Genomic DNA, 19,775 nt, shown 5'->3' with positions numbered 1-19,775 from the left:
CATAACATACCGCAGGATACTCGTCGAGAGGAATAAGCGGAATCTTAGCCTTATATAAATGGAAAACCTGTGACGAAAATTTGACCTGTGTTCTATAATGTAAAACCTTGCCTTGACATGTCACCTAAACCGTCTTATCATTTCCTAGTATTCTTATATACTTTTATTTATTTTAAAATTTCAGCAGCCGTAGTATGTAAATCAGCTTGATAGACAGGAGAAATAAAGCCCCATGTACATTTTAAAACGTCTCTTTACGATGTTCATTACGTTGTGGATTATCGTCACTTTAACGTTTATCATCATGCACATCATTCCGGGTGATCCGTTCTCGAACGATTCCAAAACCATTCCGGAAGCGGTATTGCAAAACATGCGTGCCAGGTACAATCTGGACAAGCCGCTCGCTGTGCAGTATGTGTTGTATCTCAAAAATCTGCTAGTGCTGGACATGGGCCCGTCTATTCAATCGAAAACGACGGACGTCAATATGCTCATTGCCCGAGGTTTTCCACCTTCTGCATTGCTGGGTATTCAATCCATCGTGGTCGCGATTATTGCCGGTATTTCGCTCGGAACACTTGCTGCTCTACACCATAATCGACCACTGGATTATATCTCGATGTTTATCGCGATTGTTGGTATTTCCGTACCCAGCTTCATATTGGCACCGCTGTTAATCAAGTATGTTGCCGTCCAATGGCATCTGCTTCCGGTCGCCTCATGGGGAACCTGGCAGCATACGGTGCTCCCGTCGCTGGCTCTCGCTGTTTCACCGCTTGCCGTTATCGCCCGCTTTATGCGGACAAGCATGCTGGAAGTTATGCATGAGGAGTACATACGCACTGCCAAAGCAAAAGGGTTGTCCTCTTGGGCAGTAGTTCTTCGTCACGGATTACGTAATGCATTGATTCCGGTGCTTTCCTTTATCGGACCGCTATTCGCTTCCGTCATTACAGGTACCTTTGTCGTCGAAAAAATATTCGCGATTCCCGGCATCGGTAAATACTTCGTAGATAGTATCTTTAATCGGGATTATCCAGTGATTATGGGGACGACCATTTTCTACAGTGCCATTCTGGTCGTTACTTTATTTTTAATTGATATATCCTATCGCCTTGTCGATCCGCGAATCAAATTAGACAGCAAAGGAGATTAACATGAAAGCAGCACCTACTGTCGAAAAGGACAGCCTGTTTAGTCTTGTAGACCGCAGCCAGATCCCCACCCCTACGTTGACCAGACCCAAAGAATCACCCTGGCGAGATCGGCTACGCAGACTTTTTAACAACAAGCTTGCTCTGTTGGGGCTTTCTCTACTTATTATTATTATTGTGCTGGCGATTATTGGACCTTCCATGGTTCCTTATGCACCCAGTGATCAATCCCTTTTGAAGACGAATCTTTCTCCTTCGGGAGAGCACTGGTTTGGCACGGATGATCTGGGGAGGGACGTATGGGCACGGACATGGGCCGGTGCTAGAATTTCACTCATGATCGGCTTTGCCGCTGCCGCCATTGATTTGGTGCTTGGCATTCTCGTCGGCTGTGTTGCTGGCTATTGTGCTGGGCACGGTAAAACGGGCGACCGGATCGACAGCATTCTCATGCGTATTATTGAAATTTTGTATAGTATTCCTTATCTGCTGGTCATCATTCTGCTGCTCGTCATTATGAAGCCAGGCCTACTCACGATGATTATTGCATTATCTATTACTGGCTGGGTCGGTATGGCCCGTGTAGTGCGTGGGCAAATCTTACAGCTGAAGCAGCAAGAATATGTGTTAGCAGCCCGCAGCTTGGGGACATCTCATTCACGTATTATCTTCAGACATTTGCTACCGAACGCAGCGGCAATCATTATTGTAAATTTGACGTTCACTATTCCGTCGGCTATTTTTGCCGAATCGTTCCTGAGCTTTCTCGGTCTGGGGATTCAGTCTCCTTCGGCCAGCTGGGGGACGATGGCTAACGATTCACTTGGCGTTATTTTAAGCGGTCAATGGTGGCGCCTATTTTTCCCCGGACTGATGATATCGCTCACCATGCTGGCGTTCAATACACTTGGAGACGGGCTTCAGGATGCACTTGACCCGCGCTCACAACATTAACAACAGAGAGATCCAAATTGGACAAGGAGGGGTGTCACCATGATCCGCAGCTTCTCGCCTAACCGCAGGAAAAACGGCAGTTCCTTTATCGAAGTGCGCACACGCGGCATACCTGCGGGAAAGGAGGATGAATAAATCCCGGTACGGTGTACCTTATTTTTAGCATAACTAATCACAGTAATGGAGGATAACCACGATGAAAAAAATGCATTGGATGACGATCATCTTACTTTTGGCCGTAACGGCTTTGGCTGGATGCTCTGGCACTGCGGACAAAACAGCAAGCAACGACCCGTCCGCTGCTCCTCAAGCAGATGTCCCGCAAGAAATTACTGCCAATCTGGCAGGTGGAGAACCTTATACGCTAGACCCTGCTTTCGCATCAGATACAACGTCCTATTTTGTAATTGATAACTTGTATGAAGGGCTGTATACATACGATAAGGCTGGTAAAATCGTAGAAGGTGCTGCCAGCAAAGTAGACGTATCTCCTGACGGCAAAACCTACACTTTTACTATCCGTGACGGTGCAAAATGGTCGAATGGTGACCCACTGACAGCTAAGGATTTTGAATACTCCTGGAAACGGGTACTAAATCCAAAAACAGCTGCCTACGATCCTTCTGCCCTCTACTACATCAAAGGTGCCGAAGCGTACAACACAGGCAAAGGTAAAATTGAAAACGTGGGTGTTACAGCCAAAGATGATAAAACTCTTGTTGTTGAGCTGAAATCACCGCTAAGCTTCTTCCCCACGATCGCCGTGGGTCATGCTTATCTGCCAGTAAACCAATCGGTTGTTGAGAAAAATGACAAATGGGCAGCAGAAGCAGGCACAATTGTCGGCAACGGTGCGTATGTAGCCAAGGAATGGAAACATAACGAACAAATTACGCTGACGAAAAACGATCAATTCTGGAACAAAGATGCCATTACGATGGCAACGATTAATTTTAAAATGGTGCAAGACTCCACAACGTATTATCAAATGTACAAAACGGGCGATCTGGATCTGATTTTGAGCCTTCCCGTGGATACACTGGATCAGGAAAAGAGCAACAAGGAATTCCTGTCGCATCCGTCTTTTAGTGTGTACACCTATTCTTTTAACGTAAAACAAAAGCCGTTTGACAATAAAAAAATCAGACAGGCCATTGCCTACGCGATTAACCGCGAAGCACTGGCTACCAGCGTAACCAAAGGTGGCGAAACTCCGGCTTACGGTTATGTTCCATACGGAACAACAACGCCATCCGGCAAGGACTTCCGTGATGAAGCACCGAAAAAATACTATGAGTTTGACGCTGCAAAAGCGAAACAATTGCTGGCCGAAGGTCTGAAAGAAGAAGGTTTGACCAAGCTGCCACCAGTCACCTTCAAATACAACACTTCGGACAAGCATAAAAAAGTAGCTGAAGCGATTCAGGAAATGCTGAAAACAAACCTGGGTGTTGAAGTGACGCTGGAGAATCAGGAATGGAAAACGTACATTGATACCTTTAAACAGAAGAACTTCCAGATCGCCCGTATGGGCTGGGAAGGAAACTTCCTGGATCCGCTCGGCGTATTGGGGCATTATACTTCCAAAAACTCGAACAACTTTACCAACTGGAGCAACCCGGAGTATGACAAACTGATCGAATCCTCAACCTTTGAGCTTGATCCGGCAAAACGCTTTGAACAGCTCCATCAGGCAGAAGACGTATTGATGGAAGATCTGCCGATTATTCCGATCCAGTTCTCTGCGGACACGGCATTAATCAGTCCTAAGATTCAAGGTATCGTATTTGATGCTCGTTCGAACCCAGACCTGCGCTTTGCGAAGCGGGTCGAAAAATAATGATTTTACGTTTCGGACTCACTGCCCTGATTGTCGGTACTTTAGGATTTCTGTACGCCATCCCCCATCTCTTGTATGGTCGTGAAAACATGGCTACTGCAAATCTGTTATTCCTGTTGGGGTTGCTGGGCTTGGTGATCGGTGCAATCTTCCACGTTCTGCAAAGCGGTTTTCTAACCCTCTTCCTGCGGGGATTTGCCGACATCGGACAGTTATTCATTCGTCAATCCAAGGCATTACGAGAGGAAAATGAGCGTTTGCGTTCCGATGAATCTTTGTCAGCCTGGAAAACATCCATGTTCCGCCACCTCAAGGTATATACTTCGGGGTGCGGAGCAGGGCTTATCCTTTGCTCGATGATATTAATGGGGATGAGTTAGGTTAAAACGATTAGAAGCCTTTGGTCGGTTGGTGGGCGCTGCGCGTGCAGATTGTTCTTCCGATCGCTGTTATCCCCGGATTTCTATTGAATAGAACCTGTAAGGGTAAAATCCGGGGATAAAGGCGAACGCTTCGCTTCTTCAGAACAATTCTGCCCGCTCCACTGGCAACCGCCGTAGAGCTTCTATACGTTTTAGAGGTGTGTAAAGAAAGAGAGAGTTTCGCATTGCTAGCGGAACTCTCTCTTTTTGTATTTTTTATATGAAGCTTTGTAGGATCGCATATTACAACACTTAGTATCCTTAATAAATATGCTTTTCCTTCGCTTCTTGCAGCCATGACGGGAACTCGTTAAGCAATAGTTCGTACAATTCATTATCTTCCATAGATTCGATATCTTGTATTTGAAAAAAATTAGCGTTATCTACCACACGGCCTTGTATGTTGTCGAGCTTCTTTAATACACCAAAATCGGACTCACCCACACCTATAAATTGCCAGAAAATCGGCTCTCCTGACGAATCAATGACCGCGTTGTCGATGTTGTCTCCTTTTCCACGCTTCACACCGCCATCATTAATAAAAATAACAAAGGCCGGATCAGAAGAGGGTTCTTCCTTGGTGTATTTGGCGATGACATCGCGCATCACAGGCGGCTCATCATTACGACCGAACTTGGGCAAATAATCATTGGACAGAATATGTCTTTCAACATAGTTGTCAACATCATTTTCGGTAACGGAAGGTAACCGTGAAAAACGGTGATCATACACCCATACGTCCAGTACACCATCATCATCCAAAGCACTCGCTACTGCAACAATTCGTTCCAACACCTTTTGAACGGTACCATTTTTGTACAAACTTCTCATAGATCCTGAAATATCGAGCACCAATCCAACTCTCGCAGTCACATTCGTTAGATTCTTTTTAGTCAGTACCAGTTGCGCATTCTTTTTAAGTAAAGAAATACTGCTCATGTTCCCCACGCTCCTCTATGATGTTTGCGTTTGTACGTCTAGTACGTCTACTCTACCATCTGCGTCGTTCGTCGCCTCTCAGGGGAAAGTCGCTTAATTCTCCGAGTTGGTCATGTGCAGCCTTATAAATGCGAAGAATAGCTTGTACCTTGTTAAAATCATTGTCTTCCGGGCCGAATCCCTCCATATACATCTTTTGAATAATGTTTTGGAAGAAATCTATACGCTCGCGGACGGAATCCTGCTCGATTTGCAGTACCTCTTCAAAGCTGTGTGTCTCGGCAAAATCAGACAGTTCATCAAATTCCTGTTCCTGATATCGATCTCCCCGAGTTTCGGGATTGAGATCAATAGAGGTACGCAGGGTTGATAATAAAATATTTTCGCGTGCCAGCATGACATGAAAATCTTTGTTCTTAAACAGATCCGTAACGATCAGACGGCACATTTCCTTGTTCTGCAGTAGAATCCCGTCAAAAGGATGCAGCGTCCACACACCGTAGTTAAAAAATAAATTAAAATTGAAGCTGCTGCTTCCATACTGATATACAATGTTAATTTTCGATTCGTCGATGATTTCAAATGAAAATTCCAGCATGCATTCTCCTTTTGGATTCCAATATTTAACTCTATCCTATCAGAAAATGCATGATTTTCAATAAAAAATTTTATTTCACAGAATCATTTAACTCCACAATTGAATCTGCTTTTTCGCTACTGGCAGCCACAAGTAAATAGACAATGACACAGCCCAAAATAAAAGACATCATACGCTCGCTCTCTCCTTTTGTCATTCGCTTTTTAAGAGTTTATGCACGAGAATGCTATGTATGTTCATCATGTCCTTTATTAGCTGCTGGCAAACCAAAAAAAGACGCCCTTCGGAGTCATCCCGGCGTCTTTTTCATAGATTGGTCTATTATTCTACATTGTCATCAGTTCAAAAACGAGCTAAGACCCTCAGAAGAATTACTATCCTTCAGCGGTTTGGAAGGTTCTTTCCCTTCGATCCCCAAACGTTGGCTAAGGTTGGCATTGATTGCTGTCATTTTACTTGTATAATCATGGCAGCTTTCAATAATCCGACGGTTTGATTTTTCAGACAGATCCAAAGCAGATACCAAATCACCAATCGCCTGATTCACAGCCTCCAGTGACATAGAAGGCTTGCTAAGCAGATCTGTCGTTCTCTCGGTCGTCGTTTTGAGAAGCTTCGCATTTTCCTTGAATTGATCTTCAATGGTACGGTTGGTCGCATCGACGGCTGAAATGATTTTGTCCTGATCCGCCAGCGCCATCGCGATCATAGCCGATAGAGTGATCAGATTCGATGTTTTATCAATCGCATTATTTACAGAATCAATCAGTTTATCATTGTTATCATTAATAATATCCGTTGCCGCAATCGCCTGATTGTATAACAAAATCATTTCGGTCATAGACTGCGTACGAGTAACCACCTTGCGCAATCCCCGCTCCAGATGAGGCTTGCGGTTTTCATTTTCCGGCTTGGCAATCTCGGTCTCAAACAGTTCTTTCAGGCGATTACCAAAGGCGATCTTCGTCTGTAAATTGTAGATTTCTTCAATGGAGGCTTTCTTCAACTGTCTCATGCTGACGATGTTTTCTTCCAGATTATCCTTACCATCTCTCAAGGCAGTAATGATTTTCTCGATGTTCGTCTTCACCGACTGATACTTGTAAATGTAGTTTTTTAACGGGCTTTTACGCAGAAGCTTGCCAAAAAAACTCACATTTTTGCTCTGCTGGAGCGTTTCACATTCATCACGCAGCTTTAAGATCATATTGGATACCTCAGCCCGATCACCGGACATGAGGTCGTTTACCGGACGATCCAGCATTTTAAGGGTCTGCCCCGCACGTTCCTGCGTTTTAACCCCCAACTTACCGATATCATCCATTAAGGTATCCAAGCTCATGACATCGCTTTGTGATACCTTCTGAATCAGCTGTGAAGCCTCCTCAGTCACCTTCTGTTCATCTTCTTTTTTCAACTCAGCCCATGGGGTCGCCATACGCTACCTCCTATTCTAAAAAACAACTGTTCCCAAGTATAATCGTTGTTTTTCAGAGCAGCTAATTTGCTACTTTTTTATTTTCTTACAAATCGCCTACAATTCGGAACTGCTATAACGCTGGTGAATAAGCTCCGCTTTGCTCTGTAATTCCATCAGATCCTTATGCTCCACCGTGGATACAATTACTGATATTTTACTATCCACATCCCGTAATCCGTTTAACAACGTCCTCCGGTTGGTCCGCTTCGCATCGCCGCTGAGCCGAAGAAACGGATTAATTAGCCCATTCAAATCCTTCAAAATCAATCTCCGAACCGTATGATTCACTTCGCTGTTGTTCAGTTCATGCAAAAGCGGAATGACCCGCTGCAAACGTGCAAATAGAGCCAGCGCCTTCTCGACAATCTCGTTATCAAGCGCATCCTTCTGTCCCTCGGAGATCACCATATCCTCCAGTACCTCCAAATACTCCATCACCTGAGCAAATTCACTGCTCACCTGATCTGGTTGACGTACTTGTCCTGTCATAGACTGCGGTCGAACGGCAGCTTCCTTTTCATGCTGCTGTGTCTCACCGACCTGCTCCTGCACCACCGGAATCACGGAACCGGTCAGATTGGGGCGAGGATGGCGAACAGCCATGATGGCGCTGTATCCTCCCAAACCAAGGATCGGAATCGCCAAACACACAAACAGTGGCAACCAAAAACTTAGTAAAAGCGCAATCAGGTAGCTAACCACAGCAATCGTGGCACCCCACATTTTTGACGTCATAGCTTGTACCTCCTGACGTAAACCCTTACCATATTGTAGAAAACAATATTTGTGTGTGTCAATGTACGGATTTACGTATGGTGATTGGCTGCTCGATATGACTGGCTAAAATGTCGTATTGCGGATGAAGTGAACCGATCTCATGACCCAAAGCCGATTTCACCGCTAGATAAGGAAAGTTGATACCTGACAAACATGATACATGAAGTCCTCCGGACATCCGCGGATTGATCTCTAGCAGCTTGGCATGCTCGCCGTTATATTTTACCTGAATGTTATAATTGTACGGAATATGATACGCCTCAGCGACCTTCTGTGCCACCTCCAACAGCTCGGGATGCTGCTCCAGCAGCCGTAATCGTCCTCCTGCCTTCCTACGCGGAACTGCTGCTAGCAGCTTTCCGTTCCGGTCAGCCAGGCAGTCAATACTGTATTCGTATCCCTCCAGCAACTCCATCACCATCAGATTGGGAAATGATTCTGTGGATGACAATACGCGGTGTGCTTCCTCGAATGAAATATGATTCAGCGCATGGCCGAACAGTTCCTCCAGCGGATTACGTTCATTGTCGATGATACGAAAGCCCATTCCGCCTTCCGCATTACATGGCTTGAAGCATACCTTATGCCCAAGTGCTATTAACGACTCATAAGCCTGTTTAAACTGCTCAGCATTGCTGGCAATGGCATAATCGGGAATCGTGACAATGTCCTTTTGACGGATGGATTCATAAAACAGATCCTTTTCCATCAGTTGCTCCAGCAGTTCGGTATCTTGGCATACCATCACTTTTGTCCCAATATCATCGAACAAATAAAGATGCTTGCTAATATCGAGCATATTCCACCGTGGGATAAAGACATCAATTCCGTGCCGCCTGCAAAAATCAGCGCAAAACCGTGCGTACTCCACACCACTGGTGCGAGGCTCTACTTCAGCTACATCACTGGCCTGTAACGCCATATGCTGCGGATCAGAGTGCGTCGCATAGATCTCGAACGGAATACCGTCCTCATTGTTACGAATAGCATTCATATAATGATACGCCACTGAAAACCAGCGGTTAAAATACACTTTAACCTTCTTCACAGAGCCACGTCCCCTATCTATTCTGAAAATGAAGTTTGAGCTGCGAATACACTCCGGTGTATTGCATGAACATACGCCATGATTTCGTCCGCTGCATAAACCCCCGACACTTCTGTAAAACGGTAATTGACCTCCAGCTTATCCCGTAACTGTTCCCGATACAATTCACCATGACGCGGAGCAATCGCATAATCGGCATAGTCCAGCAGACAACGGTCTAGCAAAGAGTCACCGGACGCAACCACTGCCCCTCCATTCGTGAGATTGCGGATGTGCTCCACGGCTGCTTGTTTATTCACGGCCGCAGGTACCAAATACACCTTACGACCTTGAATGGATACCTCCCAGCCCATTTCATGCATGATTCGCGCCTTCTCCAGCACCTGTTCCAGTGGCATACGATCCCGTTCAATCATGAAAGCATAGAATAACTCGTCGCAAAAGCGTTCGTTTACCACCCAGTCTTCATGCAGCACCTGCCCGAACACCTGACGTGCTTCTTCCGCGTGAGCACCATCACGGCGCACTTGTTCATGAATACGCCGATTCCACTCTCGATCCACCTCGCCTCCCACAATGATGTTTCCGCCATTACTCGTCACGGCATATGCGGGAACCAACTCCGTCTGAAACACCGTGATTCGTCTATACTGTTCTATCGTCCGAGTCGTCACAGGCATAAACATCACATCTTCAGGCAGTGTCTTTAGCCATTGCAGGGCTTGTTCAGAAATAAAAGCCGATGTCGCCCCGTCTATCTGTTCCGCAGGCAACAGACCAGTGGACTCCAGCGGTACGCCAAGCGAACGTTTAGAGTAAATCAGTGTCTGATCCAGATCACTTGCGTAGATCATTCTTGTCCCCCCTTGAGCGGCTTGATAATTCCGCAGCAGGAATAAGTCAATCCTTCAAATACCTCTACAGGCACTCCACGATCCTTTGCCAGCAGCATAATATGCTGGAGATTCGGATTATCTTCGCGATCAATCAGAATTTTCCACGGCACTCTACGCAGCAGTACACGAGTCGTCTCCCCCACTCCGGGCTTGACCAGATTGATATCCCGAATACCAAATGCCTGCTGAATCGCCTCAATATCCCGTAAGCCCTGCCATGTCACCGCAGCCGGATTCAATGTCATTTGTTCAGCATATGCAACGGCCGCTTCAGCCACGTCTTGAAAATAACCGGATACCGTATCCACAAACGTATTGGACTGATCCACTAACCGCCAGGATTCATAAAATTTGGCCCCATGGAAATCGTCAGGGCCTATGAGATCGTCGCGTAATACCGTCCGACTCATCAAACCTGATACAGTCGAATTCAGACAAGCACTTGGGATCAAATAATCTTCTCGTGTACCGAAGGTCTCCGAACATCTGCCCGGATCGGCCAAAACCGCCAGATCATCGTTTAGACGCAACCCGTAATCCGCATTCATCTCACGACAGGCCTCAATCAATACCTGACGAATCGCCCCTTTCCCCGTCCAGCCATCGACAAACTGAAGTTCAATCCCCAGCCCATGCTGCTGCAAAATGTATAAAATCGCATTCCGGTCAATGCCTTTGCCACGAATAATAGAAATGCTGTAATGCGGCAAGGATACGCTATACTTCCAGTCAATATAACGCTTGATCAGGATACCAATGGGCGTCCCTGCTCTAGCGAGAGAAACAATCGCCGTGTTCAGGCCTCTTTTTCTCACAATCATCTCAGCTACAGAAGCTGCCGCTAATGCAACCTTTTGGGCAGATTGGGCAAGCGTTTCGTGAAACAATGCAATATACTCTGCTGTAGGCTCATATTCCACTGGCAGCATTTCTGAATAATGGACGCCCGACTGAATCGCCTCTTCACGATCCTCCGTCCCTTTTTCCAACGTAACCCTACTCAAATCCTTCAATAAAAATGTGACATCCGAGGCAGGATAACTGCCTAGAGGTTTGGGCGGATGAATGTTCTTCTGTTGTATTTGCTCCATGAGTGCTTGCTTCATATCCGCGCTCCTTTACTCTCCTGTCTAGTTAAACCGTTAAAATAAACGACATGCACTTTATCGCAGCCCAGACGGTTCAAAGCCTCCAGCATGGGGTTCATCCGCTCTAGGTCCGACTCCCTTTCCATCAAAACGAATATTTCGTCATACTGACCAGGGTCTACATTATAAATAAAATTGCGTATCGTACTGTCCTCAGGCGATGGATATGTCACACCACAAGCGACTCCATACCCTTCTTCTCGGTGGGGATATACCGGGCTGCGTGTCGTCGATTGAAAATACACATCCGGGCCTAACTCTGCTGCAATCCGCATTGGAATGTACATGAATTCTCCCGTGCCCATAACCAGCGTGCGTTGCCCAGAACGAAGTTGCTTCAGTCGTTCGGCTGTACGCGTGATTTCTGCATCCAACGCTGAATTGTCAATGGATTGTAGACCAAAACGGCCTGTATATTTTAGATAAGGAGCTGTATTGGTGTACCCGTCCGTTGACATGGAGCTGTGTACTACCCGCTCAAAACCGGAAGCCTCCTGTTCAAAACGGTGGTCAATTATTCCAGAAGCATCTTTATTAACCTCTGCCATGCTAGTGGCTGCATGTTCTGGGTTCCCAGCCTGTCCAGCATATTCTGCGTGATCCAGTATTGGTACTCCCTGTACCTCAATCTTTCCTTTGAGCAAGCTTAAAGGCGTAATCGTAATGCCTAGCTCTACCTCCAGATCAGCGAAAGCCTGCTCGTCGCTGTCTGTCCGCCAATCCAATAACGAAGCAATCACATACTGTTTACGCGGAAAATGCTCCTGAATATCCCGTATGATATTAAGCGTTGTTTTCCCCGTCGTAATTTCATCATCTACCAGCACAATCGGGCCATCACCCGCAAAAGCACCTTCATCCAGTGCATAGCAACGATGATCAACAGCGTGCGAATGCTCTTCTTCAAACCGAATAATAGGCCGAAGGCCCGGGATATCCTCGCGTGTCGTATGAATATACGAGGTACCGTCGTCAAACAACCGATACATACTGTGTCCCAGTGCTGTAGCCGTCTCGGCAAAACCAACAAACTTGATCGGCTCCGTAAAAGCAAAAGCTAAACGCTCATCCATCAGCTTTCGATAGGCCTCTTTCGCATAGTCTGGGTTAAGTAGTCCTCTCACGGCCTCTCCAATCAGTTCATCCATCTGTTGTCCCGCTTGTGGGACAAGCTCCTTATATAGCAGGATCGCCAGCGCCGCACCACTGAGCAGAGAGGTGTATGGGTTTACCGGAATATGCTTGCCCAGCACCTTGCTGACAAATAAAAATGAACGCTTTTTATTGACCCGTGCCGCCATCGCAAACAGCTTGTCCACAGGAAGACGGAATGGATTATGAGTCTCCGTAATTTTAACGCTGAACTGCTCCAGGATTGGCAGCAGATGTGTTTTCGTGGTTGGGTAAGAGACTGACAAAATGTTGTTGTTCATGTAACACCCCGTATACTTTTGATCTATTGATAATTCGATGAGCCCAATTCAAATGCGGCTTAATTTCATTCATTTTGTTGGCATAGGTACTTTTGAATACACCCAGACTACCGTCGTTACGCTCAACAATTTCAAGTGCATCCATATACTCTTCATGTGTCACCGCATACATGGCCTGTACCGGCTTAATATGGGAGGGATGAATAATCGTTTTGCCGATAATCCCATTCTCTTTGTCCATCATGACTTCTCGGATCAGTCCGTCTACGGCATCTGAGATGAAGTCCATCCGCAAGTGTCGGCCCGGCTTCCCAAGTGCATCTTCGAAAGGAGATACTCTTAATTGAGGTTTAAAGACACGTTCTCGGTGAGAGAAATATTCCCATACAGGACCGGAAATGACGTAATTTGAGCCCACGCGTCCAAACAAGTTAATAATATCTGCGATGCAATCCCGAATGACGGCAATTTCATAAATCGTAATATCCGGGCTGCGTCTCAAGCCATACAGACTGGAAAAATCGGTTGCTCCAATGCGTACATTCAACACATATTCCTGGTACTCGTCTAAGATTTCTTTAATCGACAATAGCTCTTTCCAGCGGGTTTCCCGATAAATGATTTTGGAGCTTTCAAGAATCGGTAGCCCGTACAGCACAGGCATGTTGTTTTCGTTTCCTGCCCCTGTATGCATACTCCGGTTATATTCTGCAATGAGTGCAAAATACGCTCGTCCATTATCAGAAGAGAACTTGGGTAAGACAAAGCCCGTGAGCAGTGACAAAGATTCACCCAAACCGTTCAGTAGTCGTTCCAACTGCTCCACAGAGCGCACACGCACAAATAACAAAGGTAATTGCTGTTCACTCATCATCCCCGTCCGTACATAAGACAATAGTTGAAACAGCTGCTGCGCCAGCGATTGTTCCGCCTGCCCGACCTGCTGATCCCCTATCGCATCCTCCAAATCCAAAATGACCGTTGTTAACCCTTCATGTTTTCCATTTTTGATCTCTTCCGCTACTTCCGAGCGGGTCGCTGGCATGTACAAAGCCGCTCCTATCGCATAAGCCAATATACTTTTGGGAGAACGGTTATGAAACTCCAACGGTGGAGTATAAAAGATCGCTTCTACTTCCTCAGAGGTTAAATCATTAAAATATTTCAGGGCTCTTCCCCTCCTCTTGCTCTTTCTTGCCTGACTGAAGCCCTGTGCTCCGGGTATAAAAGAAATCCCCCCTTAGTTTCAGGAGGGATTTCGCTATACTTTGTACATTAAGCCTCTTTGTCGGCCTTTTTCTTTCTTTTCGCCGAGCTGATAACCATTGTGCCTACAAAGACAGCAATCAAAATGCCGAAAAATAAAATCTGCGACATATGAAAGCCAAAAGCAGCAGCCAGCATTTTACCCCCGATAATGGCGATCATAATAAAGGCTGTCTGTTCCAGTTCCGGAAATTTATCAATGAGCTTGAGGAACACTTGAGCAACGCCACGCATCATCAGAACGCCGAGAATACCACCCAGGAACAGAACCCATACTTTCTCGCTCACACCGAAAGCTGCAATGACGCTGTCAATACTGAAGGCAATATCCATCAGTTCGACCATTAATACCGTTTTCCAAAAAGAAGTAGGTTTGTTTTTCACTTCTCCATCACCTTCGGACTTGAATAAGCCCTTATAAGCGATATAGAGCAGATAAGCTGCACCCAGTACCTTAATCAGGGTGAACTTAATCAGGAATGTACCCAAGCCGATAGCCAGGAACCTGAATATATACGCACCCAAAATCCCGTAAAATAAGGCTCTCTTCTGTTGTTCCTTAGGTAAGTGTTTAACCATAACTGCGAGAACCAAGGCGTTATCCGCCGATAAAAGTCCTTCCAGCAAAATGAGAGTTCCTATAATCCCCCAACTCACTGGATCAGTAAGCGTACCTACAACATCACTCCATGAAAAGAAATGGCCGTAGTTTTCGCTGATATTTTTAAACAAATCATTCAACATGAAAAGAGTGCCTCCGATAATTCAATTTATTTGCTACCCTGCGACCAGCGCATGCCCCAGTTATAGGCCCGATCCAACTCACGATGACCGCCATAGAACTGCACGAGTCTTTCAATGCTAAACGTTTCATCGTTTACATTTTGGATCATGGCAATTGCACACATCCCTTTGCGATTGTCATGTTCATTCATGTGAACGATAATGTCCGGCCCATCCTTCTGGTACAGCGTGACTACCCCGTCCGCTTGTGACCAGTTCGTGACTCCTTCATAGATGAAGGTAAACACCAAAATTCGCTTAATTTCAGAAATTTTAGCACCGTTGATGCGAAGATTTTCCCCTGTTTTCACAGAGCCTGTTCGGTCGTCGCCATCCAGAGCAATGTACGGAAAGCGATTTAGAGAACCGAAAACTTCCCCGAGCGCCTGTACAACGCCTTTATCTCCATTCTTCATCTCATATAAGCAGCCCAGATCCAGATCGACACCCTTGGAGCCGCGATTAAAAAATCCCTTGCTTTGCTGCACCTGATTCCAGTTCAGATTGATCAGGATTTCACCCAATCCGCCTGAGCCCTTTTTCAGATTAATGGTGTCGCCCTTCTTCTTCAGCTCAATTTTCCGCAGATTCAGATTCACCGGTGTTGCAGATGGCTCTGGCTTCGGAGCAGGTGGTACTGGTGGCGGCGTTGGTGCTGGTCGAGGCGCTGGAGACGGAGGTGTAGGCACTGGCGTGGGCGGAGCCGGATTATTTTCCACTTCAATCCCAAAATTAACGCACAACGCATCCAATCCACCGGAAAAACCTGCGCCAATCGCGTTGAATTTCCATTCCCCGTTATGACGATACAGTTCACCAATAACAATCGCAGTTTCCACTGTAAATCCACTGTCCAAATTAAACCGCAAAACCTCTCCACTAACCGGATGAGCAAAACGAATGAACCCACCTTGAACCTGTCCAAAATTTTGCCGTTTCTGATCCGCATCATAAATCGTCAGCGTAAACGCAATCTTCTCGATGTTTGCAGGAATTCGCGTCAGATCAAGGGCAAATTGCTTTTTGTCACCGGACTGTTGTCCGTCTGAATAGGTGATAAAGGGCGTGGTCGGATTGTTATAAAAAATTAAATCCTCATCGCCCGATACTTTTCCTCCAGGACCTAGCAAAAATGCCGAAGTATCCAGCTCCAGAGACGCTGGGGACTCCCAGCCAATCCCTACGTTGACATGGGTCAGGCCCGGATTTGTTTTCGTCAAATCCGCCTTCTGTCCCTTTACTACGATAACAGCCATGATTGTGTCACCTTTCTGTCGGTTTGTCATGTGTCAGCGTACGCTAATGTAGCATTTTGGATCATTCGATTCCCAACGCACATAAGAACAATATAAAGACAAACTAAAGCGTTTCGATCTATATATTGCTGATTTGAAAATGCTCTTGGGATTTATGCAAAATGCTCAATGTAATAGCTTAAAAAGAAAGGGTAGCGCCCTATGGACACCACCCCAAGTGGATATTATTGAGCGTCCAAGCCATAGTTTTTAGCAAGCGCACCCAATCCACCAGCAAAGCCACTACCGATAGCCTGGAATTTCCAGTCTGCATTCTGACGGTAAAATTCACAGAATACGACGGCCGTTTCGGTGGAAAAATCTTCTCCCAAATCGTAGCGCAGCACTTCACGATCCGTTGCTGCATCTACCACACGCACAAAAGCATTGGACACTTGACCAAAGTTTTGCGCGCGTGCCTCGTAATCATAAATGGTAACCGTGATCCCGATACGATGGATGTTCGCAGGAATCTTCGAGAAATCAACGATGATTTGCTCGTCATCCCCATCGCCCTCACCTGTGCGGTTATCGCCTGTATGGGTAATCGATCCTGCTCCACCTGTCGGGTTGTTGTAAAATACAAAATCATCCGCAGCTTTGGCTTTGCCGTCTTCATAAAGTAGGAAAGCTGAAGCATCCAGGTCAAAGTCCGCGCCACCACTGTATTTATTCGTATCCCATCCAAGACCTACAACGACACGAGTCAAGCCAGGATTCGTTTTGGTCAGATCAATACGTTGTCCTTTGGAAAGGCTAATGGTCATTCCGCATACCTGCTTTCTTTGTATAGATTTTTTATGCCAAACCGTAATCGCGCGTCAATCCTGCAAGACCATCTTGATAGCCGCTACCAATGGCATTGAACTTCCATTCACCGCTATGACGATACAGTTCGCCTACAACAACGCCTGTTTCGATTGAGAAATCTTCTCCCAGATCAAAGCGGACCAATTCTTCATTGTTTGCTTCGTTTACGATACGAGCGTAAGCACGGGACACTTGTCCAAAGTTTTGGCTGCGTTCTTGTGCTTCATAGATTGTAATCGTAAAAGCGATCTTTTCAACGTTAGCTGGCACGCTACCCAGATCAATTTTAATTTGCTCGTCATCTCCGTCGCCATCACCTGTGCGGTTATCCCCTGTATGAACGACAGAGCCGTTCTCATTTTGTGGGTTATTAAAAAAGACAAAGTTCTTATCGGATTCTACTTTACCTTCCGCATTAGCCAAAAATACGGATACGTCCAGATCAAAATCTTTACCGCCATCGTATTTATTTGTGTCCCAACCGAGACCCACTGTGATTTTGGACAAACCTGGATTTGTTTTCGTCAAATCGATTTTTTGACCTTTGGATAAGTTAATTGCCATGAGTAAGAACCCCTTTTCACATTAAGTTTTGTATGAGCAACCTAAAATTACATATAACGCTGAGCCAGCACATCAATATGTACGGCATGGGTTCCTTCACCGATTGCAGCAAACTTCCATTCGTTGTTATGACGATAGAGTTCTCCACAGACCAGTGCGGTCAGCCCTTCATAATTATCAGATAAATTAAACGTCACCAGTTCCTTGGAATTAGCACCGTCCAGAATGCGGATATACGCTTTCTCGATCATGCCGAAGTCCTGTTTCCGGTTAACGCAATCATATATATTCACAACAACAAGCACTTTGTCGACATTGGCAGGAATACGTGCCAGGTCAATTTCAATTTGTTCATCATCGCCGTCACCTTGTCCGGTCAGGTTATCACCGGAATGCACGACAGAGCCACATGGACTTTTTTTATTGTGGAAACACACTACGTTATCTGACTGAGTCAGTTTTCCGTTGGCATCCAGCAAAATGGCAGAAGCGTCACAATCAATATTGGGTTGCTTCTTGAAGCCAAAAAATCCTTTGGACTGTACAGGGTCCCATCCCAATCCTGCTATAACCTTGGTCAGTCCTGTGTTTCCCTTGGTCAAATCAATTTTCTGGCCCTTGACCAGATTAATTACAGCCACTGATTAACACACCTCCCTTCCGTAAAATTTACAGACTAAATTCAGACGGATTCAAACCAAGCGCGCCGCAAATCTCAGCCACAATTCGCTGCTCATTGGCATCAAAGTCACCATCAGCTGCGCCAATAGCGCTACATACGCCAACGACGAGTCGGCCTACTTCTGGCTTACCTTTCAATTTACCAATCGCCTTCAGTGCTTCCTGTTTACCGATTTCAGGTGAAAACTCAAAGTTCGCTACATAGTGATTGAAACGGTTGATGACCTCACCCATATCAAACACTTTCAATTCTTCACTGATATTTATGTATCCGGCCATTTTTGTTTTCTCTTCCGGACTAATCGTACCGTCAGCAAATGCTACTAATGCACAGCCTGCAACAACAGCTTCCATAAAATCTTTATTCTTAAACTTCTTAACTTGGTCTCCAAGTCCTTTTTTAGTTGTATTCAACCAATTTTTAAATGTACTCATGTTTCCCTCCACAATTACGTATTTGGGTAAAGGTATCCTAGTTAATTTCTTCCTTTACTATAACCTGAATTACGATCTTTTTCTACAATAATATACAAAAATACGGTAAATCCGATCTATTTATTATTAGTATCCTCTCTATCTTTAGCCCTATTTTCTACATAAAAGGCCCTCTTCTATCATCCATCATTTGCTACCCCAATTGCAAGTCTGTGAAATGTCAAAATTGATAGAAAGGCACAGCCTTCCAATTCAACAGAAGCACTGTGCCTTTTACCATAATCCACGGTTCACCACCACTTTTTTTAAATTTGTATAGAACGCTTCAAGATCCGTGTGCTCAGGCAGTCCCGAAACTTGCCCATCTCCCAATTCTATAATAATCCATTGTCCTGCTTGTGTACGAGCAATATCCATTGTGAAAAATGGACTTTGGATTTGACGTGCAATCTGAATAAATTCATCCAGATCTGTAGGAACGGTCTCATATGCAGCCTCATCCCAGTAATTAACTGTAAAAACAGGCTCTCCGAACATGAAGAATAGACGATATTCTTTAGACAAGGGCATGCCACTTTTGGGGTGAAGGGTAAGAAATTCTAAAGGTACGAACTCCCTTAACACAACTCCTCCATTCAATTCTGTCCCCTGAAGTTCAACAAAACGACGAATCACCCGTTCCACATGCACCTGATCTGACGCATCCGGGATATAACAGGCGTCCAGCCAATCATGTTTCCGTGATTTAACGAAGTCCTTGACCATTATTGCTGTCGTTCCAAAAGGCATGACCGCCTCTCGAATATGCTCCGCATCCAATTGGTCCCGCTCCAGCCATACACTCCGAGGCGTAAAATTTTGAATTAACGAGTATGAATCGGGAAAATAGTGACAGTTCCTATAACTCTTAGCACTTGTCAGCATCCTGATTCGCTTTGCCTCCAAGGCTGCAGTCCAAGCACCATATACTTTGGGCCTTAACATCCATCCACGGTATAGCGCGTTCACGTACTCGCTTCCCTGATTAGCAACATACTCCCGCATATTCTTAGAAACAATATATGGGTTAGACCCTGATCCTTCCTGTTCATCCTCGATCAGATTATCGAAATTGACCAACCCTATATCAAAACCAAGACTCTGTGCAACCTCGCACTCTTCACGGTAATCCATATCTACACTTTTAGAATTTAGAGGATCGCTACAAAATAGAAGATACATATGAGTTCCTCCTTTTAACAAATGTATT

At 45.5% G+C, this 19,775-nt stretch carries 21 protein-coding genes; 4 read left to right on the top strand and 17 right to left on the bottom strand.

What is annotated here, in order from left to right; translation table 11 throughout:
* Window positions 1–232: 232 nt before the first annotated feature.
* From MHH57_RS04845 to MHH57_RS04830, 4 genes are all read left to right on the top strand, one after another.
* On the top strand, window positions 233–1,159 hold the full coding sequence (locus MHH57_RS04845) for an ABC transporter permease (RefSeq protein ID WP_165179391.1): 927 nt from the start codon (window positions 233–235) through the stop codon (window positions 1,157–1,159).
* A gap of 1 nt (window position 1,160) precedes the next feature.
* Window positions 1,161–2,111, top strand: coding sequence for an ABC transporter permease (locus tag MHH57_RS04840; RefSeq protein WP_023987209.1), 951 nt, complete (start codon window positions 1,161–1,163; stop codon window positions 2,109–2,111).
* Window positions 2,112–2,307: 196 nt separating this feature from the next.
* Entirely contained in the window at window positions 2,308–3,951 is a 1,644-nt protein-coding gene (locus MHH57_RS04835; RefSeq protein WP_342434883.1) for a peptide ABC transporter substrate-binding protein, read from the top strand.
* Entirely contained in the window at window positions 3,951–4,331 is a 381-nt protein-coding gene (locus tag MHH57_RS04830) for a DUF3899 domain-containing protein (protein WP_342434882.1), read from the top strand. Before MHH57_RS04835 ends, MHH57_RS04830 begins: the two co-directional genes overlap by 1 nt.
* Before the next feature lie 303 nt (window positions 4,332–4,634).
* Here MHH57_RS04830 and MHH57_RS04825 read toward each other — a convergent pair whose 3' ends face one another.
* The 17 genes from MHH57_RS04825 to MHH57_RS04745 form a co-directional block, all read right to left on the bottom strand.
* Complete coding sequence (locus tag MHH57_RS04825) at window positions 4,635–5,312, bottom strand: VWA domain-containing protein (protein ID WP_029517556.1); 678 nt, start codon at window positions 5,310–5,312, stop codon at window positions 4,635–4,637.
* 52 nt (window positions 5,313–5,364) lie between these two features.
* Window positions 5,365–5,910 carry a hypothetical protein gene (locus MHH57_RS04820; RefSeq protein ID WP_061831749.1) on the bottom strand — a complete coding sequence of 182 codons (546 nt, stop codon included), beginning with the start codon at window positions 5,908–5,910 and terminating at the stop codon, window positions 5,365–5,367.
* Window positions 5,911–5,980: 70 nt separating this feature from the next.
* A complete protein-coding gene (locus MHH57_RS04815; protein ID WP_277884418.1) occupies window positions 5,981–6,106 on the bottom strand; it encodes a hypothetical protein in 126 nt (41 codons plus the stop codon).
* Between the two features lie 141 nt (window positions 6,107–6,247).
* The gene (locus MHH57_RS04810) at window positions 6,248–7,348 is read right to left on the bottom strand and encodes a toxic anion resistance protein (RefSeq protein ID WP_342434881.1); all 1,101 of its coding nucleotides are present in this window, start codon (window positions 7,346–7,348) and stop codon (window positions 6,248–6,250) included.
* Between the two features lie 96 nt (window positions 7,349–7,444).
* The gene (locus MHH57_RS04805; protein ID WP_039272509.1) at window positions 7,445–8,125 is read right to left on the bottom strand and encodes a hypothetical protein; all 681 of its coding nucleotides are present in this window, start codon (window positions 8,123–8,125) and stop codon (window positions 7,445–7,447) included.
* A gap of 58 nt (window positions 8,126–8,183) precedes the next feature.
* On the bottom strand, window positions 8,184–9,215 hold the full coding sequence (locus MHH57_RS04800) for an ATP-grasp domain-containing protein (RefSeq protein WP_069012937.1): 1,032 nt from the start codon (window positions 9,213–9,215) through the stop codon (window positions 8,184–8,186).
* Window positions 9,216–9,232: 17 nt separating this feature from the next.
* Window positions 9,233–10,069: an HAD family hydrolase gene (locus tag MHH57_RS04795; protein ID WP_342434880.1), complete on the bottom strand. Its 837-nt coding sequence runs from the start codon at window positions 10,067–10,069 to the stop codon at window positions 9,233–9,235.
* The gene (locus tag MHH57_RS04790) at window positions 10,066–11,217 is read right to left on the bottom strand and encodes a cysteine protease StiP family protein (protein ID WP_342434879.1); all 1,152 of its coding nucleotides are present in this window, start codon (window positions 11,215–11,217) and stop codon (window positions 10,066–10,068) included. Before MHH57_RS04790 ends, MHH57_RS04795 begins: the two co-directional genes overlap by 4 nt.
* Entirely contained in the window at window positions 11,214–12,560 is a 1,347-nt protein-coding gene (locus tag MHH57_RS04785) for a phosphoribosyltransferase family protein (protein WP_029517563.1), read from the bottom strand. Before MHH57_RS04785 ends, MHH57_RS04790 begins: the two co-directional genes overlap by 4 nt.
* A 52-nt stretch (window positions 12,561–12,612) precedes the next feature.
* A complete protein-coding gene (locus MHH57_RS04780) occupies window positions 12,613–13,800 on the bottom strand; it encodes an HpcH/HpaI aldolase/citrate lyase family protein (protein WP_029517564.1) in 1,188 nt (395 codons plus the stop codon).
* 167 nt (window positions 13,801–13,967) lie between these two features.
* Window positions 13,968–14,702 (bottom strand): TerC family protein, encoded by a 735-nt coding sequence (locus tag MHH57_RS04775; RefSeq protein WP_029517565.1) that lies wholly within the window; start codon window positions 14,700–14,702, stop codon window positions 13,968–13,970.
* Between the two features lie 26 nt (window positions 14,703–14,728).
* The gene (locus MHH57_RS04770; RefSeq protein ID WP_029517566.1) at window positions 14,729–15,997 is read right to left on the bottom strand and encodes a TerD family protein; all 1,269 of its coding nucleotides are present in this window, start codon (window positions 15,995–15,997) and stop codon (window positions 14,729–14,731) included.
* Window positions 15,998–16,221: 224 nt separating this feature from the next.
* Window positions 16,222–16,803, bottom strand: coding sequence for a TerD family protein (locus MHH57_RS04765; protein ID WP_069012934.1), 582 nt, complete (start codon window positions 16,801–16,803; stop codon window positions 16,222–16,224).
* Between the two features lie 31 nt (window positions 16,804–16,834).
* The gene (locus MHH57_RS04760) at window positions 16,835–17,410 is read right to left on the bottom strand and encodes a TerD family protein (protein WP_013308970.1); all 576 of its coding nucleotides are present in this window, start codon (window positions 17,408–17,410) and stop codon (window positions 16,835–16,837) included.
* Between the two features lie 47 nt (window positions 17,411–17,457).
* On the bottom strand, window positions 17,458–18,051 hold the full coding sequence (locus tag MHH57_RS04755) for a TerD family protein (RefSeq protein WP_069012933.1): 594 nt from the start codon (window positions 18,049–18,051) through the stop codon (window positions 17,458–17,460).
* 28 nt (window positions 18,052–18,079) lie between these two features.
* Complete coding sequence (locus tag MHH57_RS04750; protein WP_013369616.1) at window positions 18,080–18,526, bottom strand: tellurite resistance TerB family protein; 447 nt, start codon at window positions 18,524–18,526, stop codon at window positions 18,080–18,082.
* 273 nt (window positions 18,527–18,799) lie between these two features.
* Window positions 18,800–19,747: an ATP-grasp domain-containing protein gene (locus MHH57_RS04745; RefSeq protein ID WP_209950005.1), complete on the bottom strand. Its 948-nt coding sequence runs from the start codon at window positions 19,745–19,747 to the stop codon at window positions 18,800–18,802.
* Between the last annotated feature and the right edge of the window lie 28 nt (window positions 19,748–19,775).

Origin of the sequence: Paenibacillus sp. FSL H7-0442 (assembly GCF_038593105.1) — a bacterium.
Taxonomy (GTDB): Bacteria; Bacillota; Bacilli; order Paenibacillales; family Paenibacillaceae; genus Paenibacillus; species Paenibacillus polymyxa_D.
The sequence above is the reverse complement of the archived record's forward strand: the minus strand, read 5'-3'. Positions and strand labels throughout refer to the sequence as shown.

What these genes read in the sequence shown, in the direction of transcription:
- MHH57_RS04785 (WP_029517563.1), bottom strand. Translation starts at nt 12,560, where the DNA reads ATGGCGGCACGGGTCAATAAAAAGCGTTCATTTTTATTTGTCAGCAAG.
- MHH57_RS04790 (WP_342434879.1), bottom strand. Translation starts at nt 11,217, where the DNA reads ATGAAGCAAGCACTCATGGAGCAAATACAACAGAAGAACATTCATCCG.
- MHH57_RS04830 (WP_342434882.1), top strand. Translation starts at nt 3,951, where the DNA reads ATGATTTTACGTTTCGGACTCACTGCCCTGATTGTCGGTACTTTAGGA.
- MHH57_RS04765 (WP_069012934.1), bottom strand. Translation starts at nt 16,803, where the DNA reads ATGACCATTAGCCTTTCCAAAGGACAACGTATTGATCTGACCAAAACG.
- MHH57_RS04845 (WP_165179391.1), top strand. Translation starts at nt 233, where the DNA reads ATGTACATTTTAAAACGTCTCTTTACGATGTTCATTACGTTGTGGATT.
- MHH57_RS04820 (WP_061831749.1), bottom strand. Translation starts at nt 5,910, where the DNA reads ATGCTGGAATTTTCATTTGAAATCATCGACGAATCGAAAATTAACATT.
- MHH57_RS04815 (WP_277884418.1), bottom strand. Translation starts at nt 6,106, where the DNA reads ATGACAAAAGGAGAGAGCGAGCGTATGATGTCTTTTATTTTGGGCTGT.
- MHH57_RS04750 (WP_013369616.1), bottom strand. Translation starts at nt 18,526, where the DNA reads ATGAGTACATTTAAAAATTGGTTGAATACAACTAAAAAAGGACTTGGA.
- MHH57_RS04825 (WP_029517556.1), bottom strand. Translation starts at nt 5,312, where the DNA reads ATGAGCAGTATTTCTTTACTTAAAAAGAATGCGCAACTGGTACTGACT.
- MHH57_RS04760 (WP_013308970.1), bottom strand. Translation starts at nt 17,410, where the DNA reads ATGGCAATTAACTTATCCAAAGGTCAAAAAATCGATTTGACGAAAACA.
- MHH57_RS04745 (WP_209950005.1), bottom strand. Translation starts at nt 19,747, where the DNA reads ATGTATCTTCTATTTTGTAGCGATCCTCTAAATTCTAAAAGTGTAGAT.
- MHH57_RS04840 (WP_023987209.1), top strand. Translation starts at nt 1,161, where the DNA reads ATGAAAGCAGCACCTACTGTCGAAAAGGACAGCCTGTTTAGTCTTGTA.
- MHH57_RS04810 (WP_342434881.1), bottom strand. Translation starts at nt 7,348, where the DNA reads ATGGCGACCCCATGGGCTGAGTTGAAAAAAGAAGATGAACAGAAGGTG.
- MHH57_RS04770 (WP_029517566.1), bottom strand. Translation starts at nt 15,997, where the DNA reads ATGGCTGTTATCGTAGTAAAGGGACAGAAGGCGGATTTGACGAAAACA.
- MHH57_RS04805 (WP_039272509.1), bottom strand. Translation starts at nt 8,125, where the DNA reads ATGACGTCAAAAATGTGGGGTGCCACGATTGCTGTGGTTAGCTACCTG.
- MHH57_RS04775 (WP_029517565.1), bottom strand. Translation starts at nt 14,702, where the DNA reads ATGTTGAATGATTTGTTTAAAAATATCAGCGAAAACTACGGCCATTTC.
- MHH57_RS04835 (WP_342434883.1), top strand. Translation starts at nt 2,308, where the DNA reads ATGAAAAAAATGCATTGGATGACGATCATCTTACTTTTGGCCGTAACG.
- MHH57_RS04795 (WP_342434880.1), bottom strand. Translation starts at nt 10,069, where the DNA reads ATGATCTACGCAAGTGATCTGGATCAGACACTGATTTACTCTAAACGT.